This is a genomic window from Acinetobacter sp. HR7 (assembly GCF_000773685.1).
Classification (GTDB): Bacteria; Pseudomonadota; Gammaproteobacteria; order Pseudomonadales; family Moraxellaceae; genus Acinetobacter; species Acinetobacter thermotolerans.
Window position 1 is genome coordinate 1 of sequence record NZ_JPQO01000202.1, and the last position, 16,041, is coordinate 16,041.

The window sequence follows — 16,041 nt, forward strand, 5'->3', positions numbered from 1 at the left end:
CAACTGAGCTACATCCACCATTGCCTTGGTTCTTAAAATCAAGCGACCAAATGGCGCGCCTGACAGGATTCGAACCTGTGACCATCCGCTTAGAAGGCGGATGCTCTATCCAACTGAGCTACAAGCGCTTTACTGATGATTTACATCATCTGCCTTGAAGAATTGGTCGGAGCAGTAGGATTCGAACCTACGACCCCCTGGTCCCAAACCAGGTGCACTACCAGGCTGTGCTATGCTCCGATTCATCTCAGCTTTCGCATCAAGCTATTCGCTTGGTACGGTGTGCATTCTAGGCGTGACGCCCTGAGACGTCAACACCTATATTTAAAAAAAATCAAAAAAACGCTTCAAACGTATATTTATCAAGCATTTCAGCTATTTTTTAAACAAATTTTAACGTTTTAGATTGGCACTAAAGTCCAGCATGCGATCCAATGGTAATTTCGCCCGTCCTGCTAAAGCTGGATCGACATGAATTTCCTGATCACCCTGCTGTAAGATATGCAAAATGCCATCCAGTTCATTCATGGCCATCCATGGACAGTGTGCACAAGAGCGACAAGTCGCCCCTTCCCCAGCAGTTGGCGCTTCAATCAGAATCTTGTTTGGAACTGCCTGCTGCATCTTGTAGAAAATACCACGGTCCGTCGCCACGATCAGACGTTCATGTGGCAAAGTTTGGGCCGCTTTAATGAGTTGAGATGTACTACCTACAGCATCAGCAATTTCAACTACTGATTCTGGTGATTCCGGGTGTACCAATACGGCTGCATCTGGATACAGGGCTTTCATGTTGGCGATCCCGCGAGAACGAAATTCTTCATGTACGATACATGCGCCATCCCAAAGCAGCATATCTGCACCAGTTTTCTTTTGAATATAACGACCTAGGTGCTGGTCTGGTGCCCAGATAATTTTCTCGCCCAGACTATCCAAATGTTCAACAATTTCAACAGCACAGCTTGAAGTCACCACCCAGTCTGCACGAGCCTTCACAGCTGCCGAAGTATTGGCATACACTACCACGGTATGGTCAGGATGCTCATCACAGAACTTGGTAAACTCATCTACTGGACAACCGAGATCTAATGAACAGGTCGCTTCCAAGGTTGGCATTAATACCGTTTTATTTGGTGACAGGATTTTTGAGGTTTCCCCCATGAATTTCACACCAGCGACCACCAAAGTTGATGCCGGATGATCGCGACCAAAACGTGCCATTTCCAATGAATCGGATACACAACCACCAGTTAACTCTGCTAATTCCTGTACTTCAGGATCACAATAATAATGGGCTACCAATACCGCATCGCGTTTCTTTAGCTCCGCCTGAATCTGTGCAAACTTTTCCTGTTTGGCCTGTTCACTTAACTGATGCTCTTTCGGCTCGCCCAAGCGTTCTAAATGCGCCTGCACGATTGATTTAGCTTCATTGGCTATCAGTTTGGTCGCATCATTCATAATAACGTCTTCTCTTTCCTATATGTTCGCTGGCCTGCGAACATCTACCCTACATCAATATCTGGCCAACTCTGGCAATGCGCTATTTTTGACCAGTTAGTAAAAAATAAAAAGTATAAAAAAAGCCCCCCATACGGAGGCTTTTCATCAATCAGCATTATGAGCGATAGTCCGCATTGATTCGGACATAATCATAAGACAGGTCACAGGTATAGACCGTGTCTTTTGCCTCACCTCGTCCCAGGTCAACACGAATGGTCATTTCTGGCTGAGCCATCACGCGTGCACCCGCTTCTTCCGTGTAGTCGGCTGCTGCACCACCATCCTTACAGATTTGTACATCATCTAACCAAACCTGAATTTTTGCAACGTCTAAGTTTGGTACGCCGGCATAACCAATCGCAGCCAGGATACGACCCCAGTTTGGATCAGAAGCGAAAATTGCAGTTTTTACCAGTGGAGAATGGGCAATGCTATAAGCAATATCACAACATTCCTGGGTATTGGCACCGCCTTCAACTGCAACGGTAATAAATTTAGTTGCACCCTCACCATCACGCACGATCAGTTGTGCCAGACGTTTCATCACCCGGGTTAACACGTCTAGTACAGTTGCGTAGCGTGGATCATCTTGTGACGTGATCTCAGCACCACCTGCCTGACCAGTTGCAATGAAAATACAGGAGTCATTGGTTGAAGTATCACCATCAATGGTAATACGGTTAAATGACACATTGACTGCAGTCGACAGCAGTTGCTGTACCAGTTCACGGCTAATTGGCACATCGGTCGCCACATAGCTCAGCATGGTCGCCATGTTGGGACGAATCATGCCGGCACCTTTGGAAATACCGGTCATGGTATAGGTAATGCCATCCAGTATGAACTGCTCAGATGCACCCTTTGGTGTGGTGTCTGTGGTCATAATACCAGTGGCTGCATCTACCCAAGCATCATCACGCAATGAGTCTAACGCAGGCTGCAAACCACTGAGCAGACGATCCATCGGTAATTGCTCACCGATCACACCGGTTGAGAATGGCAGCACTTCAGTATTTTTTACGCCAGCCAGTTCAGCCAGTTTGGCACAAGTGGCTTCGGCATTCGCCATCCCTGTAGGACCGGTACCGGCATTGGCATTACCAGTATTGATGACCAGGTAACGCGGGTTACCTGCTTTTAAATGTGCTTTAGAAACATGCACAGGTGCCGCGCAGAACGCATTCTGGGTAAATACACCTGCAACATTGGAGCCTGCAGCCAGTTCGAATATCACCAGGTCGCGTCGGTTCTGATAGCGCACATACGCTTCTGCCGAACCAATTCTAATGCCTTTGACCACATGCATCTGTGGCATAGATACGTCACCAACTGCCATTTTTAAATGTCCAATATTGAAGTTTCAGAAAAATACAGCTTAGTTGATCTTCATCAAAAAATCGAGCCAAAGCCTGATAGACATTCAGTTTTCTTATGGTTTTTCACAATAAAAAACCAGCCATAACGACTGGTTTTCTTTCAACCCACAAAAACAAGTGAAACTTAGTTTTGTGCCAATTGTGCTGCTTCGTTCAATAATGCCTGTTTTGCCTGCTGCTGACTGGTCGCAGACAGTGCCGGATTAGACGCGACGATACGATCAGCGTTGGCAGCATTGGCTGCTGCAATCGCCTGTGTTTGCAGGACGATTGGGCGGTTTGGATTGGCAAAGGTATAACGGATACCGGTACGTGGGCTTTCCACTGTTACCTGACCATTCGCATCCACCTGAACTGGCGCAGTCGTTGGACCAACGGCCTGTTTCACTTTATCTACAGTTGTTTCTGAAGCTGCAAAAGTTAAAGTCGGGATTGCCAAAGCTGCAATCATGAACGGTTTTAATAATGTTTTCATTGTCTGTCCGCTTTTCAATATCCAATGAGCAACTAAATAACACTTAACGTGTTTTTCTGCAAATCGAAAAATGTTTTTGAAAGAATTTTTCACATAAAAAAATCAGAGCCCGAAAGCTCTGATTTTTTTCTAACGGTTAAATTTTACCGTGACACTGTTTGTATTTCAGGCCTGAACCACATGGACAAGGTGAATTACGGCTTGCAGGTGCTTCAAATACGGGGGCAACTGGCGTTGCATTGGCATTTTGCTGGGTAGTGTCCTCTTCTTCATCTGCCAGCAGGCTGTCAAACTCCTGATGAGATAACTGGATACGCATTGCTTCAGCTTGCGCCTGCTGCTGCGCTTCCATCTCAGCCAGCTCTTCAGCAGTTGGCACATGGATACGCGACAGATCCATAACTACATCGGATTTGATTACGCCCAGCATATTCACAAACAGGTTGAAGGCTTCTTTCTTGTATTCCTGTTCCGGGTTCTTCTGTGCATAACCGCGTAGGTGGATACCCTGACGTAAATAATCCATCGCCGCCAGATGCTCTTTCCAGTGGCGATCAAGTGAATTCAACAGGAAGTGACGTTCCAGCGTTGCCGCAGATTCAGCACCCATCTGTTCACGACGTTCGCGGTAGCGCTCAATCGCAGAATCGGTAATCCGTTCAATCAGACCTTCTTCATCCAGACGGCGATCTTCTTCCAGCCATTGGTTGATTGGCAGATCAATGTTCAGATCTTCATGCAGTGCAGCTTCTAGACCATCAATATCCCACTGGTCGTGAATCGATTCAGGTGGAATGTAGTTCGCGATCATGCCCTTCATCACATCACGGATCATTTCTTCGATGTAATCCTGCAGCGATTCTGCAGCCAGAATTTCGTCACGTTGCGTATAGATGATCTTACGCTGTTCGTTATTCACGTCATCGTATTTCAACAGGTTCTTACGGATGTCAAAGTTACGTGCTTCCACCTTACGCTGTGCATTTTCGATTGAGCGAGACACCATCTTGTGTTCAATCGCCTCATCTTCTTTCAAGCCCATCGCGCGCATCATCGATACAATACGGTCACCCGCGAAGATACGCATCAAGTCATCTTCAAGCGACAGGTAGAAACGTGACACACCCGGGTCACCCTGACGGCCGGCACGACCACGTAATTGGTTATCAATACGGCGTGATTCGTGACGTTCAGAACCGATAATATGCAGACCACCAGAAGCCAATACTGCTTCGTGATTTGCTTCCCATTCTGATTTCAGACGTTCTTCATCTTCAGGAGTCGGGTTTTCAATTTTTGCCAGTTTGGCTTTCCAGTTACCGCCGAGCAGAATGTCAGTACCACGACCCGCCATGTTAGTGGCAATCGTTACCGCACCTGGCGCACCCGCCTGGGCAATAATGTCTGCTTCACGTTCGTGCTGTTTTGCGTTCAGGACTTCGTGAGCAATACCGGCTTCTTTCAGTTTCTCTGACAGGATTTCCGATGCTTCAATGGTTGCGGTACCAATCAGAATCGGTGCAACACCTTCGTCCTGAATACGTTTGATTTCCTGAATAATCGCGTTGTATTTACCTTCACGATTCAGGTAAATCAGGTCATTCTGGTCATTACGGATCATTGGACGATGCGTTGGAATGATTACCACGTCCAGACCGTAAATTTCTTTCATTTCCGCTGCTTCAGTATCAGCCGTACCGGTCATACCCGACAACTTTTTGTAAAGACGGAAATAGTTCTGGAAAGTTGTCGTTGCAAGTGTCTGGTTTTCTGGCTGGATTTCCAGACCTTCTTTCGCTTCAACTGCCTGGTGCAGACCTTCAGACCAGCGACGGCCCGGCATAGTACGACCGGTGTTCTCATCAACGATGATCACTTCGCCTTCATGCACAATGTAGTGCACGTTGCGCTGATACAGGTAATGCGCACGAATTGCTGCAGTGACGTGATGCACCAGATTCAGGTTTGATGCTGAGTACAGACTCTCACCTTCTGCCAGCAGACCCATCTGAATCAGTTCATTTTCAATGAATTCGAAACCAACTTCAGTGATTTCAACAGAACGTTGTTTTTCATCGATCCAGAAATGACCGCCATCTGGCACTTTTTCTTCTTTCTGCGCATGCAGTTTTGGCGGAATGTTATTGATCAGCGTATATAGCTGAGATGAATCTTCACTTTGACCAGAGATAATCAGTGGTGTACGCGCTTCATCGATCAGGATCGAGTCGACCTCATCGATAATGGCATAAGTCAGACCACGCTGTTTTTTCTCTGCCAGCGAGAACACCATGTTGTCACGCAGATAGTCGAAGCCAAATTCGTTATTGGTACCGTAAGTGATATCCGCTTTGTAGGCTTCGGCTTTTTCCATCGGGTTTTGCATGGAGTAAATAATACCGATGCTTAAACCCAGGAATTCGAACAGTGGACGGTTTAACTCGGCGTCACGCTGTGCCAAGTAATCGTTCACAGTAATGACATGCACACCCTGCCCGCTCAAGGCATTCAGGTAACAGGCCAAGGTCCCCATCAGGGTTTTACCTTCACCGGTACGCATCTCGGCAATCTTGCCTTCATGCAGGGTAATACCACCGATCAACTGTACATCGTAGTGACGCATTCCCATGACACGCTTTGCCGCTTCACGGCAGACTGCAAACGCTTCAGGAAGTAATTTATCCAGGCTTTCGCCCTTATTATATCTTTGTTTGAATTCTTCAGTTTTTGCAGATAAGTCTGCATCGCTTAGGGCTGATATCGTCGGCTCGAGCGCATTAATCTTATCCACGATTTTACGCATACGTTTGAGTTCGCGCTCATTTTTTGTACCGAAGATTCCTCCGATCAGACTTGCCAACATGAATAGACTCTCTAAATCTTGCTTGTCAATTGAATATGTTCTTAGTCGTTTATTATGGTGCTAGAAATTTGAACTACAAGGGTTTTAGCAAAAAAACCTGATCCCTGCTTCCAGCCCGAGGACTTAAGGCAAGCTAATGTAACAAATTTTAAGCATGCAATATAGTGAAATAGAAAGTTGTTTGGTTCAAAAACGGATAGATGGATTTTACCCATTTAGCACTTTTACTCATAAGCAAAGCCAAAAACACTATTTTTAATCATAAAAAAACTAGTTCATATTAGGTTCATCGAAACCAATAACAGAACATTTGAGGCAAATAACATGGCTTTACGTTTAGGCGATACCGCACCAAACTTCGAACAACAATCTAGCGAAGGCTTAATTAATTTTTATGAGTTCTTAGGCGACAGCTGGGGCATCCTGTTCTCGCATCCAGCGGACTATACCCCGGTATGTACCACTGAACTGGGCTTTACTGCAAAACTGAAAGATGAGTTTGCAAAACGTGGCGTCAAAGCAATCGCACTTTCAGTCGATGACGTAGAGTCACATCACGGCTGGATTAAAGACATTAATGAAACCCAAAATACAACGGTGAACTTCCCGATCATCGCGGATCAAGATCGTAAAGTCTCTACGCTGTATGACTTCATTCACCCGAATGCCAGCGAAACTTTAACTGTCCGTTCTCTGGTGATCATTGATCCAAACAAGAAAGTACGTCTGATCATCACTTATCCAGCATCTACAGGCCGTAATTTCCATGAAATTCTGCGTGTCGTGGATTCATTGCAACTGACCGACAACCATAAAGTGGCAACCCCAGCGAACTGGCAGCATGGTGATGATGTCGTGATCGTGCCTTCACTCAAAGATGAGGAAGAAATCAAACAACGCTTCCCTAAAGGCTATAAGGCAGTCACTCCTTATCTACGTCTGACTCCACAGCCTGAGCAAAATTAAAAGGACTCCTTTTTAATTTTGCGCAAGGCAAACGAAGTGCGTAGTCTATAAAGGAGACACTATTCTATCCTTTTAAAATATTAGACCTTTTGCGAAAGTATAGTTTTATCTAATTTTTGAATTGGCTAAAACCTCATTAAATATAGCTTTCGACTGCTTAAAATTTGACTAACGCAAGAAGTCTATTAAAAAAGCTGTAAGTCACTCTCCACCATGAAAATGAGGATCGTCATTCATAAACCATCATTTTCATGTCTTGTTTGAACCCCATTTACGAGCCGGGTTTTCGAACATTCCCCAAAGCCTGTCTTCGGACAGGCTTTTTCTTTATTAAGATTTTGCTTCTGTTTAAGATAAGCATCAAAACTAAAATTTAGATCATGATGAAAAATTATTATTCGCTGCTTCTTGTAGCTACTCTTGCCTTATCTGGCTGTATGACGACACCAGCTTTACCTGAACATCAACGCCCACAGCATTGGGGACAGACTTTACATGCAGCACATAATTTCTATCAGATCAGTGATGAACTGTATCGAAGTGAACAGCCTAGCCATGAACTCAAGCCTTTATTAAAGCAGCATGACATTGCTGTGGTGATTAACCTGCGTTCACGTGACAAAGATTCCGAAATACTTGCGAATGAAAATTTAAAACTCCGACATATACCGATTCATACCTGGGCGATCGACCGGGTAGATTTATTGAAAGTCATGCAGGAAATTCAGCAGGCCCGACAGAACAATGAAAAAGTGCTGTTGCACTGTTATCACGGTTCAGACCGTACTGGCGCCAGCGTGGCGATGTACCGGATTATTTTCCAGAACTGGGCAATAGAAGATGCAGTACGGGAAATGAAGCATGGTGGCTATGGCTTTCACAGCATCTGGCGCAATATTGAAAATTTATTTAGCCCTGAAAATGTAAAATGGATCCGGGAGCAACTCTCGAATCCATCTACACATCTTTCAGGGAATGAAAAGCATTAGCGCTTATCCAGCGGCACCCACTCATTCACCCAAGCCGATTTCATGTTCAGACTGGCATCAGAGGCGATTTTCTTACGTAAGGTATCTGCAGCTTCACGGTCTTTAGATGGACCAACCATGATACGGACCCCTTTCGAAGTTGGACTCTTGGTGACTTTGTAGCCTTTGGCACGCAGTTTCGCAGCAATTGCATCGGCATTGGCTTCATTGGCTGCCAGTGCCACCTGTACCATCCACTGCTTATGGCTCTCACCTTCCAATAACTTACGAGCTTTTTCAGCTTCAGCCTTTTTCTTGGCTTCTTCAGCCTTGTGCTTTTCTTCGGCCTTACGTTTTTCCTCAGCAGCTTTGCGTTCAGCTTCTTTCTTTTCAGCCGCTTTACGCTCTTCTGCTTTACGTTTCTCTTCAGCAGCTTTGCGCTCGGCTTCTTTCTTCTCGGCTGCTTTGCGTTCTTCAGCCTTGCGTTTTTCTTCAGCAGCCTTACGTTCAGCTTCTTTCTTGGCAGCGTCATGCTGCTGGGTCAGATTAGACTGGGTGTGGTTCTGCTGTTCTAACTTTTTTTGAGCCGCCGCTTTATCCTCAGCTAAACGTTTCTGTTTAGTCTGTTCATCTTCCACCAGTTCTGGCGGAATATTATCGGAACTTTGCTGGGCCATACGATGGGCATTGAGTGCTGCATATTCTTCAGCGGCTTTGCGTGCAGCATCGGCTTCTGCCTGTTGCTGCATCGCCAGGAATTCTGCGGCACGCGCTTCCTGTTCAGCCACCGCTTTTTCACGGTCACGGCGCTGCTGTTCCAGTAAACGTTTTTCAGTTTCGACATCAACGGTCAGAGAGCTTGGGGTTGTTACCTCACGGCTTTCGACCTGAGCCACCTCTTCTTGGGGAGTTACGCGGTGATGGTCCAGTTCGGCTTTGCCTTTTAGAAGTAATGCTGCCAATAACACACCACCTCCTAATAGAACAACGCCTCCCATCCAGCGTTGCGTGTTATTCATTGACATTCTTGCAAATACTCCCATACCGCTTCTAATGTATGAAATGAGCCACATACCAAAATCAGCTGATTATTATTGATCTCATCCAGTGCTGATCTAAAAGCGAATTTAACATTGTCGTAAATTTCTATCGATTGCCCGTTCAGTGCCTCAGTCAAAACTGATAACTCTGCCGCACGTGGCACGGATAACGGTGCAATTTTCCACAACTCTACCGTGTCTTTCAATAACCCGACAACAGAATTTATATCTTTATCGCCCAGCATTGAGAAAACACAAACGACTTCGGAAATTTGTGAATGTTGTTTTAAATATTGGCGCAATTGTCGCAGCAGGAATTCCACCCCATGCGGGTTATGTCCTGCATCGAAAATCACGGTTTTATTTTCAATTTCGCGAACTTCAAAACGGCCAGGCAATTTAGCAATTTGAATACCTTTAGCAATGGCTTCCTGGCTGACTTCCAGCCCACTGAGCAAAACTGCCGCAACAGCGGTTGAAATGTTATCCAGAGCCAGCGAACCTGTCGGCAGCTTTAGCGTTGTACCGGAAGATGCAAACGCCCAAGACTTGCCATCTTCGAAGGCTTCATAAAAATAGTCACGATTTAAGGCGTACAGCTGTGCCTGACATTCAGCTGCCTTGTCTAAAATCGCTTGAGGAATCTGTTGTTGTCCGCCAAAAATCACCGGAATATTCGGACGGATAATGCCTGCTTTTTCAAAGGCAATTTTTTCGATGGTGTCACCGAGCCAGTCGGTATGATCCAGACCGATATTGGTAATAACCGCGACATCTGGATTGACCACATTGACCACATCCAGACGGCCACCTAAGCCCACTTCCAGCACCCAGACATCGCAATGTTCATTTTTGAAAATCACGAAGGCTGCCAGCGTGGTCGCCTCAAAGAACGACAGGCTCAAACTACATTCGCGGCGAGCCTGATCGACTTCAACAAAAGCATCTATCAGCAATTGATCTTCCACTTCAATGCCACATAGCTTGACGCGTTCATTAAAGCGGTACACGTGTGGAGATTGATAGAGTCCAACCTTAAAGCCTTGCGCATTTAAAATCGCGGCCAAGGTCGTCGTTGTAGAACCTTTACCATTGGTTCCAGCCACCGTCAGCACTTTGGCTGCAGGATTGGTCACACCGAGCTTTTCAGCCACCGGAATGACCCGTTCCAAGCCTAAATCAATCCCTGTAACGTGAACATGGCTCCAATAATCGAGCCATGTATCCAAAGAATCTGTTGCTAAAGGTGCTGCTGTTGTGTTCAAGGCAAATTCATCAATTTGGTGACAATACGATAGACTGTATCACGTAATGCATGACGGTGAACGATCTGATCGATTACGCCATGATCAAGCAAATATTCTGCACGCTGGAACGGTTCATCCAGTTTTTCACGTACGGTCTGTTCGATCACGCGTTTACCTGCAAAGCCAATCATTGCCTTTGGTTCAGCCAGATGCACATCACCCAGCATCGCCAGCGATGCAGTCACACCGCCATAGACTGGATGGGTTAAGACTACGATATATGGCAGGCCAGCTTCTTTCAGACGCTGGATCGCTGCTGAAGTACGCGCCATCTGCATCAGAGACAACATGCCTTCCTGCATACGTGCTCCACCAGACGCTGCGAAACAGATTAATGGTTGTTGCAATTCGATGGCACGTTCAGCCGCTTGCACGAAACGGTCACCGACCACTGTGCCCATTGAACCGCCCATAAAGTCGAATTCAAATGCAGTTGCAATCATCGGAACGCCTTTGAGCAGACCTTGCATCACGACTAGGGCTTCAGTTTCACCTGTTTTCTTCTGCGCTTCTGCCATACGCTCTGGGTAAGGCTTGCTGTCGACAAATTTCAGCGGATCTTTAGCCTTGAATTCCTGACCCAGTTCATGCTGTACCTGGTCAAAGAACCAGTTCAGACGGTCACGCGCCTTCATTTTCAGATGTTCATCACACTGCGGACAAACATAGGCATTAAATGACATCGCGGTACGTGTTACCAAGGCATGACATTCTGGACACTCAATGGTCGGTTCGGTAAAAGTGGCCTTAAGCGCGGTTTGCTCATCGGGTACATGAATGCCGGGAACGGTACGCTCCGTCCATGGGGTCGATGGGCTCAGAATTTTGCCTGATTTCACTGGTTGACTCATACTAACTCATCGAGCGCTGCTCGAAGCTCCTTGACTTTATTCACCGTTGCTTGAACGGCTTGTTCTGGCGCGAGCGCTGCAAACTGCTTCACAAACGCACTTCCTACAATGACTGCATCGGCAGCAACACCCATCGCTTTCGCAGATGCAGCATCGCTGATACCAAAACCAACGCCTACAGGAACATCAGTCACCGCTTTAATCTTCTGAATGCGGGCTGCAGCTTCAGACACATCCAAAGTTGCTGCACCAGTCACGCCTTTCAGCGATACGTAGTAAATAAAGCCGCTGGCCTGTTTCACTACATGCTGAATACGTTCATCAGTCGAAGTCGGTGCCAGCAGGAAAATCTGATCCATGTCATATTTTTGCAATACGGTTTTCAGACTATCTGCTTCTTCAGGTGGCAAATCCACCAGAAGCACGCCATCGACCCCACATTCATGGGCATAAGCGACAAATTTTTCATAGCCAATCACTTCAACCGGGTTTAAATAACCCATGAGAACCACTGGAGTTTCGCTATCTTTCTGGCGAAACTCTTTCACCATTTCCAGGGCATTCAGCGTATTGGTCCCACCTGCAAGTGCGCGTTCCGCAGCAAGTGCAATCACGGGACCATCCGCCATTGGATCTGAAAATGGCAAGCCTAGCTCAATCACATCGACACCGGCATCCACCATTTGGTGTAACAGAGGTACCGTCACCTCTGGATGCGGGTCACCAGCCATGACATAAGAAACTAAAGCTTTACGCTGTTGAGATTTAAGTTGTCCAAATCGTGTGGCTAAACGTGACATAGGGTTGAGCTTTCCTTAACGTGTTTTCAAACTTGAGGCGTTGACTATGTAGAAATACAAGACTCCGCATTGTAACGCTATTTTTTGTTCATTGAACAGTACACAGCATGCGGTATTGCATTTCATTTCCTGCGCGAAGATTTCAGAACAACCCGAAAGACAGTATTTACGAATATTTTGATTTTTTTCTCAATGATCAAAGATGACTAATTTTCGGATTCTGTAAAATGTTGAATATTTAGATAAACTTATATTTATCGGTAAAAACTCAATAAAATTATGGGTGTTAGCGCATTGATTTAAAGTTTTCTGAAATTGCAAAACCTGCTTTATACTACTCGCACTTTTTTACTTTTCTATCTCCTATGCAGACTGATTCCGAAGCTACAGTGCAGGCACGGGCCATTGCACTGTTGCCGCTTATTGTATTTTTAACCATCTTTTTAGGTAGCGGGATTTACCACACCATGATCGGAACCGAGTTCGCGTTCTATCAGGTGAAAGCACCCGTTGCCGCCCTGCCTGCGATTATCTTGGCTGCATTAGTGTATCGCGGCAAACTCAACCAGAGTATTGAAGAATTTCTAAAAGGTGCCAGCCACCCCAACCTGATTCTGATGTTCATGGTGTTTATGTTAGCCGGTGCCTTTGCCAGTGTCAGCAGTGCTATCGGCAGTGTCGATGCCACCGTGCAAATGGGCCTGTCGGTGATTTCACCACAGTTCGTATTGCCAATGCTGTTTGTCATTTCCGCATTTATTGCGACGGCAATGGGAACTTCGATGGGTACCATCGCGGCCTGTGCACCGATTGCCTTTGGCTTTGCCCAAGCGACCGATATTGCGGTGATTCATGCGATTGGTGCAGTCGTTGGCGGTGCCATGTTCGGAGATAACCTGTCGATGATTTCGGACACCACCATTGCTGCAACCAGTAGCCAGAAAGTTCAACTGAAAGACAAATTCCGCGTCAATGTCTGGATTGCCGTACCCGCATCCATCATCACCGTACTGATTTATATTCTGCACACCACTTCAGCAGGTGCTATTGAACATAAAGATTTTAATTGGCTGTTAGTGCTGCCTTATATCGCAGTTTTTGTCCTGGCTTTTAGCCGCCTGCATGTACTCGCGGTACTGACCATCGGCGTACTACTGTCCGGTTTGTTTGGCCTGTTTGCTATTCCTGATTTTGATCTGCTGAAACTCAATACATCTATTTACGACGGTTTTGTCGGCATGTTTGAGGTGGCTTTGCTGTCGATGTTCCTGGGTGGTTTATCGGCAATCATGCAACGTGAAGGTGGTTTGCGCTGGTTGATTGAACGCATCTATGCCCTGACCCGTCTATTTAAAGTTGGCCGTCAGCGTGCCGGTGAAATCGGTATTAGCTTCCTGGTGATTGTCTCGAACCTGTTTGTCGCGAATAATACTGTGGCGATCATCCTGTCTGGGGATATGGCGCGTGAAGTGGCCAAAGAATATGGTGTTGATCCGAAACGTTCTGCTGCATTGATGGATATTTTTTCCTGTGTAGTGCAGGGCCTGATTCCCTACGGAGCGCAGCTATTGCTAGCTTGCTCAATTGCCAAACTGTCTCCAGTCGAGCTGATTGGCGGCGTGTATTACTGCTGGATTCTGGCGATTTTTGCGATCCTCGCGATTGCCTTTAGATTTCCAAAATTAAAAGCTAATGCTTAAACAGTAAAAGTAAAAAATCAGCGGTCCTTAGGGGTCGCTTTTTATTTTGGTTTTTCTTCTTCAATTTTCAGTTGTTTTCGTGCTTGGAGTAATGTTTGCCCAGTTGCCGCTTTATAAGCACGTGCTAATGCCGATTGATCAGAATAATCCAGCTGTTGGGCAATTTCGGTCAGGCTAAATCCTTGCTGTAATAATATCTCACAACGTTTAATCCGTTCCTGTTCCAGCAATTTTTTAAAGGAACTGCCCTCTTCATTCAAATACCGCTGTAAACTCCGGGAAGACATCAGGAGCTGCTGCGCCAGCTGTTCAATTTTAATTGCACGGTGTTCAATCCGTAGCTGCTCAGCAATAATCTTGCTCGCCTGCTGCAAAGTGGATTCGGTAGGAGGTTTTGCAGCAATGGCTTCTTCGGCCTGGCGCACCAGTAGCTGTAATAACATCGGATCCGCCTGTTCGGATTTTAGTTGTAAATCCTGCAGGTCCAGTTCAAAACCATAATAGTCTTGAGAGAAACGTACTTCTGTCCCAAAGAACTTCTGATAATGTAGTTGCGCCATCAATGGCGCATGTGCCAAACGGACACAACGTAATAAGAGCGGGTGATCTTGCAGGATATAACGCCCCAGTTGCACCATCGCCGCCATAGTCAGTTCATTTAACAGCTGATATTTGTCCTGCATATAGGCCCAATACAGTTCAATGCTATGTTCATGCTGTTTCAACTGCAGTGGCACAAATTCACCACCATCCACCACTAGACGCTGAAAGCGCATGATATAGTCAATCATTTCCGCAACACTGCTGCTTTTCGAGGCCATATAACCCAGCACCCCAAAATGCTCAGGGCGAATCGATTGGACGATTTCAAAAATCAGTTGCGGACACTGCAGATGGGCTTGGGTTCGTTCAATCACGGTATTTAGCAGTTCTAGCGGGACTTCAGCATCAAAAGGCTGGCCAATCAGCTTACTGAGTGGAACTTGCAGATCATGTAGAAAATCGGCCTGTAGCGGCTCAATCCCCAGGCTACGTAAATGCGTGGCCCAGAGCTGGATATAGCCATTGGATATTTTTATTTCCTGCATATGTGCTTCTGACCGCCCGCTGCAATTTGACAAGTTTTATTTTCATTTGGCGTAAAATGTATAAAAAATGGCAACAACTGTCAAAACAAATCGCGTCCCTCAGGACATACTGTCAGCATCGACATCAACAAAAATGAAAAAAGATGAATGCACCATTAAAAACTTCTGTACAGCCGGTGGTTCGCACCAATCTTGATTTTAAGCTTGATGAAATTCCCCGCTTCTGGTTTGGCGGCGATCCATACCTGACCCGTATGTTTGATGCGCTCAGCCTGACTTTCCCGGATGGTGAACGCTATTTTATTCAAAGCGTGCGTATGTTTCGTGACAAGATTACCGATCCAGACCTGCAACGTCGTGTGGCTGATTTTATCCGTCAGGAAGCCCAACACGGCATCGCCCATGAAAAAATGAATCAGGTCATGAAACAGCAAGGTATGCCAGTTGACCAGTTTATTCGGCGTTTAAACAAGATTTTTAACTTCGAACTGGAAAAACGTTCACCCCAATATAATATTGCCATGACCGCAGCCGCTGAACATATGACAGCACTAATGGCAGAAACCTTTTATGGCCATAAAGACACCTTGAAAGACGCGCATCCTTATGTACGTGCCCTGTTTGCCTGGCATGCGATTGAGGAAATGGAACACCGTGATGTGGCTTTCGATGTGATGAAACAGGTGGGTGAAGTGCCGGAAAATCTGCGCAAATTCACGCTGGCATGGACCAGTGCTTTGATGATCGGCTTTACCATCTACCGGGCCAATGTCATGTTGAAACATGATGGATTTAATCTGCGCCAGCTGCTACAAATGAATATCCGTGGTCTGCCATGGTTCTTTGGCAAAAAAGGTACCCTGACCCGCATGGGCAAACAGTATACAGACTGGTTTAAGAAGGATTTCCATCCGAGCCAGCATCCAGTCATTGCCCAATATGATGTCTGGGTCAAAACCTTGGCTGAAACGGGTGATCCAATTCAGGCCGGTGAAGCGTTCTGGCAAGCCGCTAAAAACTAAAACTTGATTTTCCAAAATAAAAAAGCCTTCAATCGAAGGCTTTTTTATTCACTAGTATGTCCTGTCCCGTCCTGAAATAAGT

Annotated in this window: 13 protein-coding genes and 2 tRNA genes; 4 read left to right on the forward strand and 11 right to left on the reverse strand. The window is 46.0% G+C overall.

The window, feature by feature from the left end:
• Positions 1 to 51 precede the first annotated feature (51 nt).
• The 6 genes from GW12_RS12445 to secA form a co-directional block, all read right to left on the reverse strand.
• Positions 52 to 128, reverse strand: a tRNA-Arg gene (locus GW12_RS12445).
• Between the two features lie 35 nt (positions 129 to 163).
• Positions 164 to 240: transfer RNA gene (locus GW12_RS12450), tRNA-Pro, on the reverse strand.
• A 153-nt stretch (positions 241 to 393) separates the two neighbouring features.
• Positions 394 to 1,461, reverse strand: coding sequence for a quinolinate synthase NadA (gene nadA, locus GW12_RS12455; protein ID WP_034587986.1), 1,068 nt, complete (start codon positions 1,459 to 1,461; stop codon positions 394 to 396).
• A 157-nt stretch (positions 1,462 to 1,618) separates the two neighbouring features.
• The gene (gene argJ / locus GW12_RS12460) at positions 1,619 to 2,839 is read right to left on the reverse strand and encodes a bifunctional glutamate N-acetyltransferase/amino-acid acetyltransferase ArgJ (RefSeq protein WP_034587989.1); all 1,221 of its coding nucleotides are present in this window, start codon (positions 2,837 to 2,839) and stop codon (positions 1,619 to 1,621) included.
• 164 nt (positions 2,840 to 3,003) lie between these two features.
• Positions 3,004 to 3,354: a hypothetical protein gene (locus GW12_RS12465; protein WP_034587992.1), complete on the reverse strand. Its 351-nt coding sequence runs from the start codon at positions 3,352 to 3,354 to the stop codon at positions 3,004 to 3,006.
• Between the two features lie 136 nt (positions 3,355 to 3,490).
• Complete coding sequence (secA, locus tag GW12_RS12470; protein ID WP_034587995.1) at positions 3,491 to 6,217, reverse strand: preprotein translocase subunit SecA; 2,727 nt, start codon at positions 6,215 to 6,217, stop codon at positions 3,491 to 3,493.
• 324 nt (positions 6,218 to 6,541) lie between these two features.
• Between secA and GW12_RS12475 the strand changes: the two genes are divergently transcribed.
• Positions 6,542 to 7,183 (forward strand): peroxiredoxin, encoded by a 642-nt coding sequence (locus GW12_RS12475; protein WP_034587996.1) that lies wholly within the window; start codon positions 6,542 to 6,544, stop codon positions 7,181 to 7,183.
• A gap of 383 nt (positions 7,184 to 7,566) precedes the next feature.
• Positions 7,567 to 8,172 carry a dual specificity protein phosphatase family protein gene (locus tag GW12_RS12480; RefSeq protein ID WP_034588016.1) on the forward strand — a complete coding sequence of 202 codons (606 nt, stop codon included), beginning with the start codon at positions 7,567 to 7,569 and terminating at the stop codon, positions 8,170 to 8,172.
• Here GW12_RS12480 and GW12_RS12485 read toward each other — a convergent pair.
• The 4 genes from GW12_RS12485 to trpA are packed head-to-tail and all read right to left on the reverse strand — an operon-like array spanning position 8,169 to position 12,149.
• Positions 8,169 to 9,176 carry an SPOR domain-containing protein gene (locus GW12_RS12485; protein WP_375730994.1) on the reverse strand — a complete coding sequence of 336 codons (1,008 nt, stop codon included), beginning with the start codon at positions 9,174 to 9,176 and terminating at the stop codon, positions 8,169 to 8,171. The genes GW12_RS12480 and GW12_RS12485 overlap by 4 nt on opposite strands.
• Positions 9,167 to 10,456, reverse strand: a complete 1,290-nt coding sequence (gene folC / locus GW12_RS12490) for a bifunctional tetrahydrofolate synthase/dihydrofolate synthase (protein WP_034588003.1) — start codon at positions 10,454 to 10,456, stop codon at positions 9,167 to 9,169. Before folC ends, GW12_RS12485 begins: the two co-directional genes overlap by 10 nt.
• Complete coding sequence (gene accD / locus GW12_RS12495) at positions 10,453 to 11,349, reverse strand: acetyl-CoA carboxylase, carboxyltransferase subunit beta (RefSeq protein WP_034588006.1); 897 nt, start codon at positions 11,347 to 11,349, stop codon at positions 10,453 to 10,455. The genes folC and accD overlap by 4 nt, the downstream gene beginning before the upstream one ends.
• Positions 11,346 to 12,149, reverse strand: a complete 804-nt coding sequence (gene trpA / locus GW12_RS12500) for a tryptophan synthase subunit alpha (protein WP_034588009.1) — start codon at positions 12,147 to 12,149, stop codon at positions 11,346 to 11,348. The genes accD and trpA overlap by 4 nt, the downstream gene beginning before the upstream one ends.
• Positions 12,150 to 12,514: 365 nt before the next feature.
• Between trpA and GW12_RS12505 the strand changes: the two genes are divergently transcribed.
• Positions 12,515 to 13,849, forward strand: coding sequence for a Na+/H+ antiporter NhaC family protein (locus GW12_RS12505; RefSeq protein WP_034588011.1), 1,335 nt, complete (start codon positions 12,515 to 12,517; stop codon positions 13,847 to 13,849).
• Between the two features lie 41 nt (positions 13,850 to 13,890).
• Here the strand turns inward: GW12_RS12505 and GW12_RS12510 are convergent, their stop codons facing one another.
• Positions 13,891 to 14,937, reverse strand: a complete 1,047-nt coding sequence (locus GW12_RS12510; RefSeq protein ID WP_034588012.1) for an AraC family transcriptional regulator — start codon at positions 14,935 to 14,937, stop codon at positions 13,891 to 13,893.
• Positions 14,938 to 15,080: 143 nt separating this feature from the next.
• Here GW12_RS12510 and GW12_RS12515 point away from each other — a divergent pair, with 143 nt between their 5' ends.
• A complete protein-coding gene (locus GW12_RS12515) occupies positions 15,081 to 15,959 on the forward strand; it encodes a metal-dependent hydrolase (RefSeq protein ID WP_034588014.1) in 879 nt (292 codons plus the stop codon).
• The last annotated feature ends 82 nt before the right edge of the window (positions 15,960 to 16,041 follow it).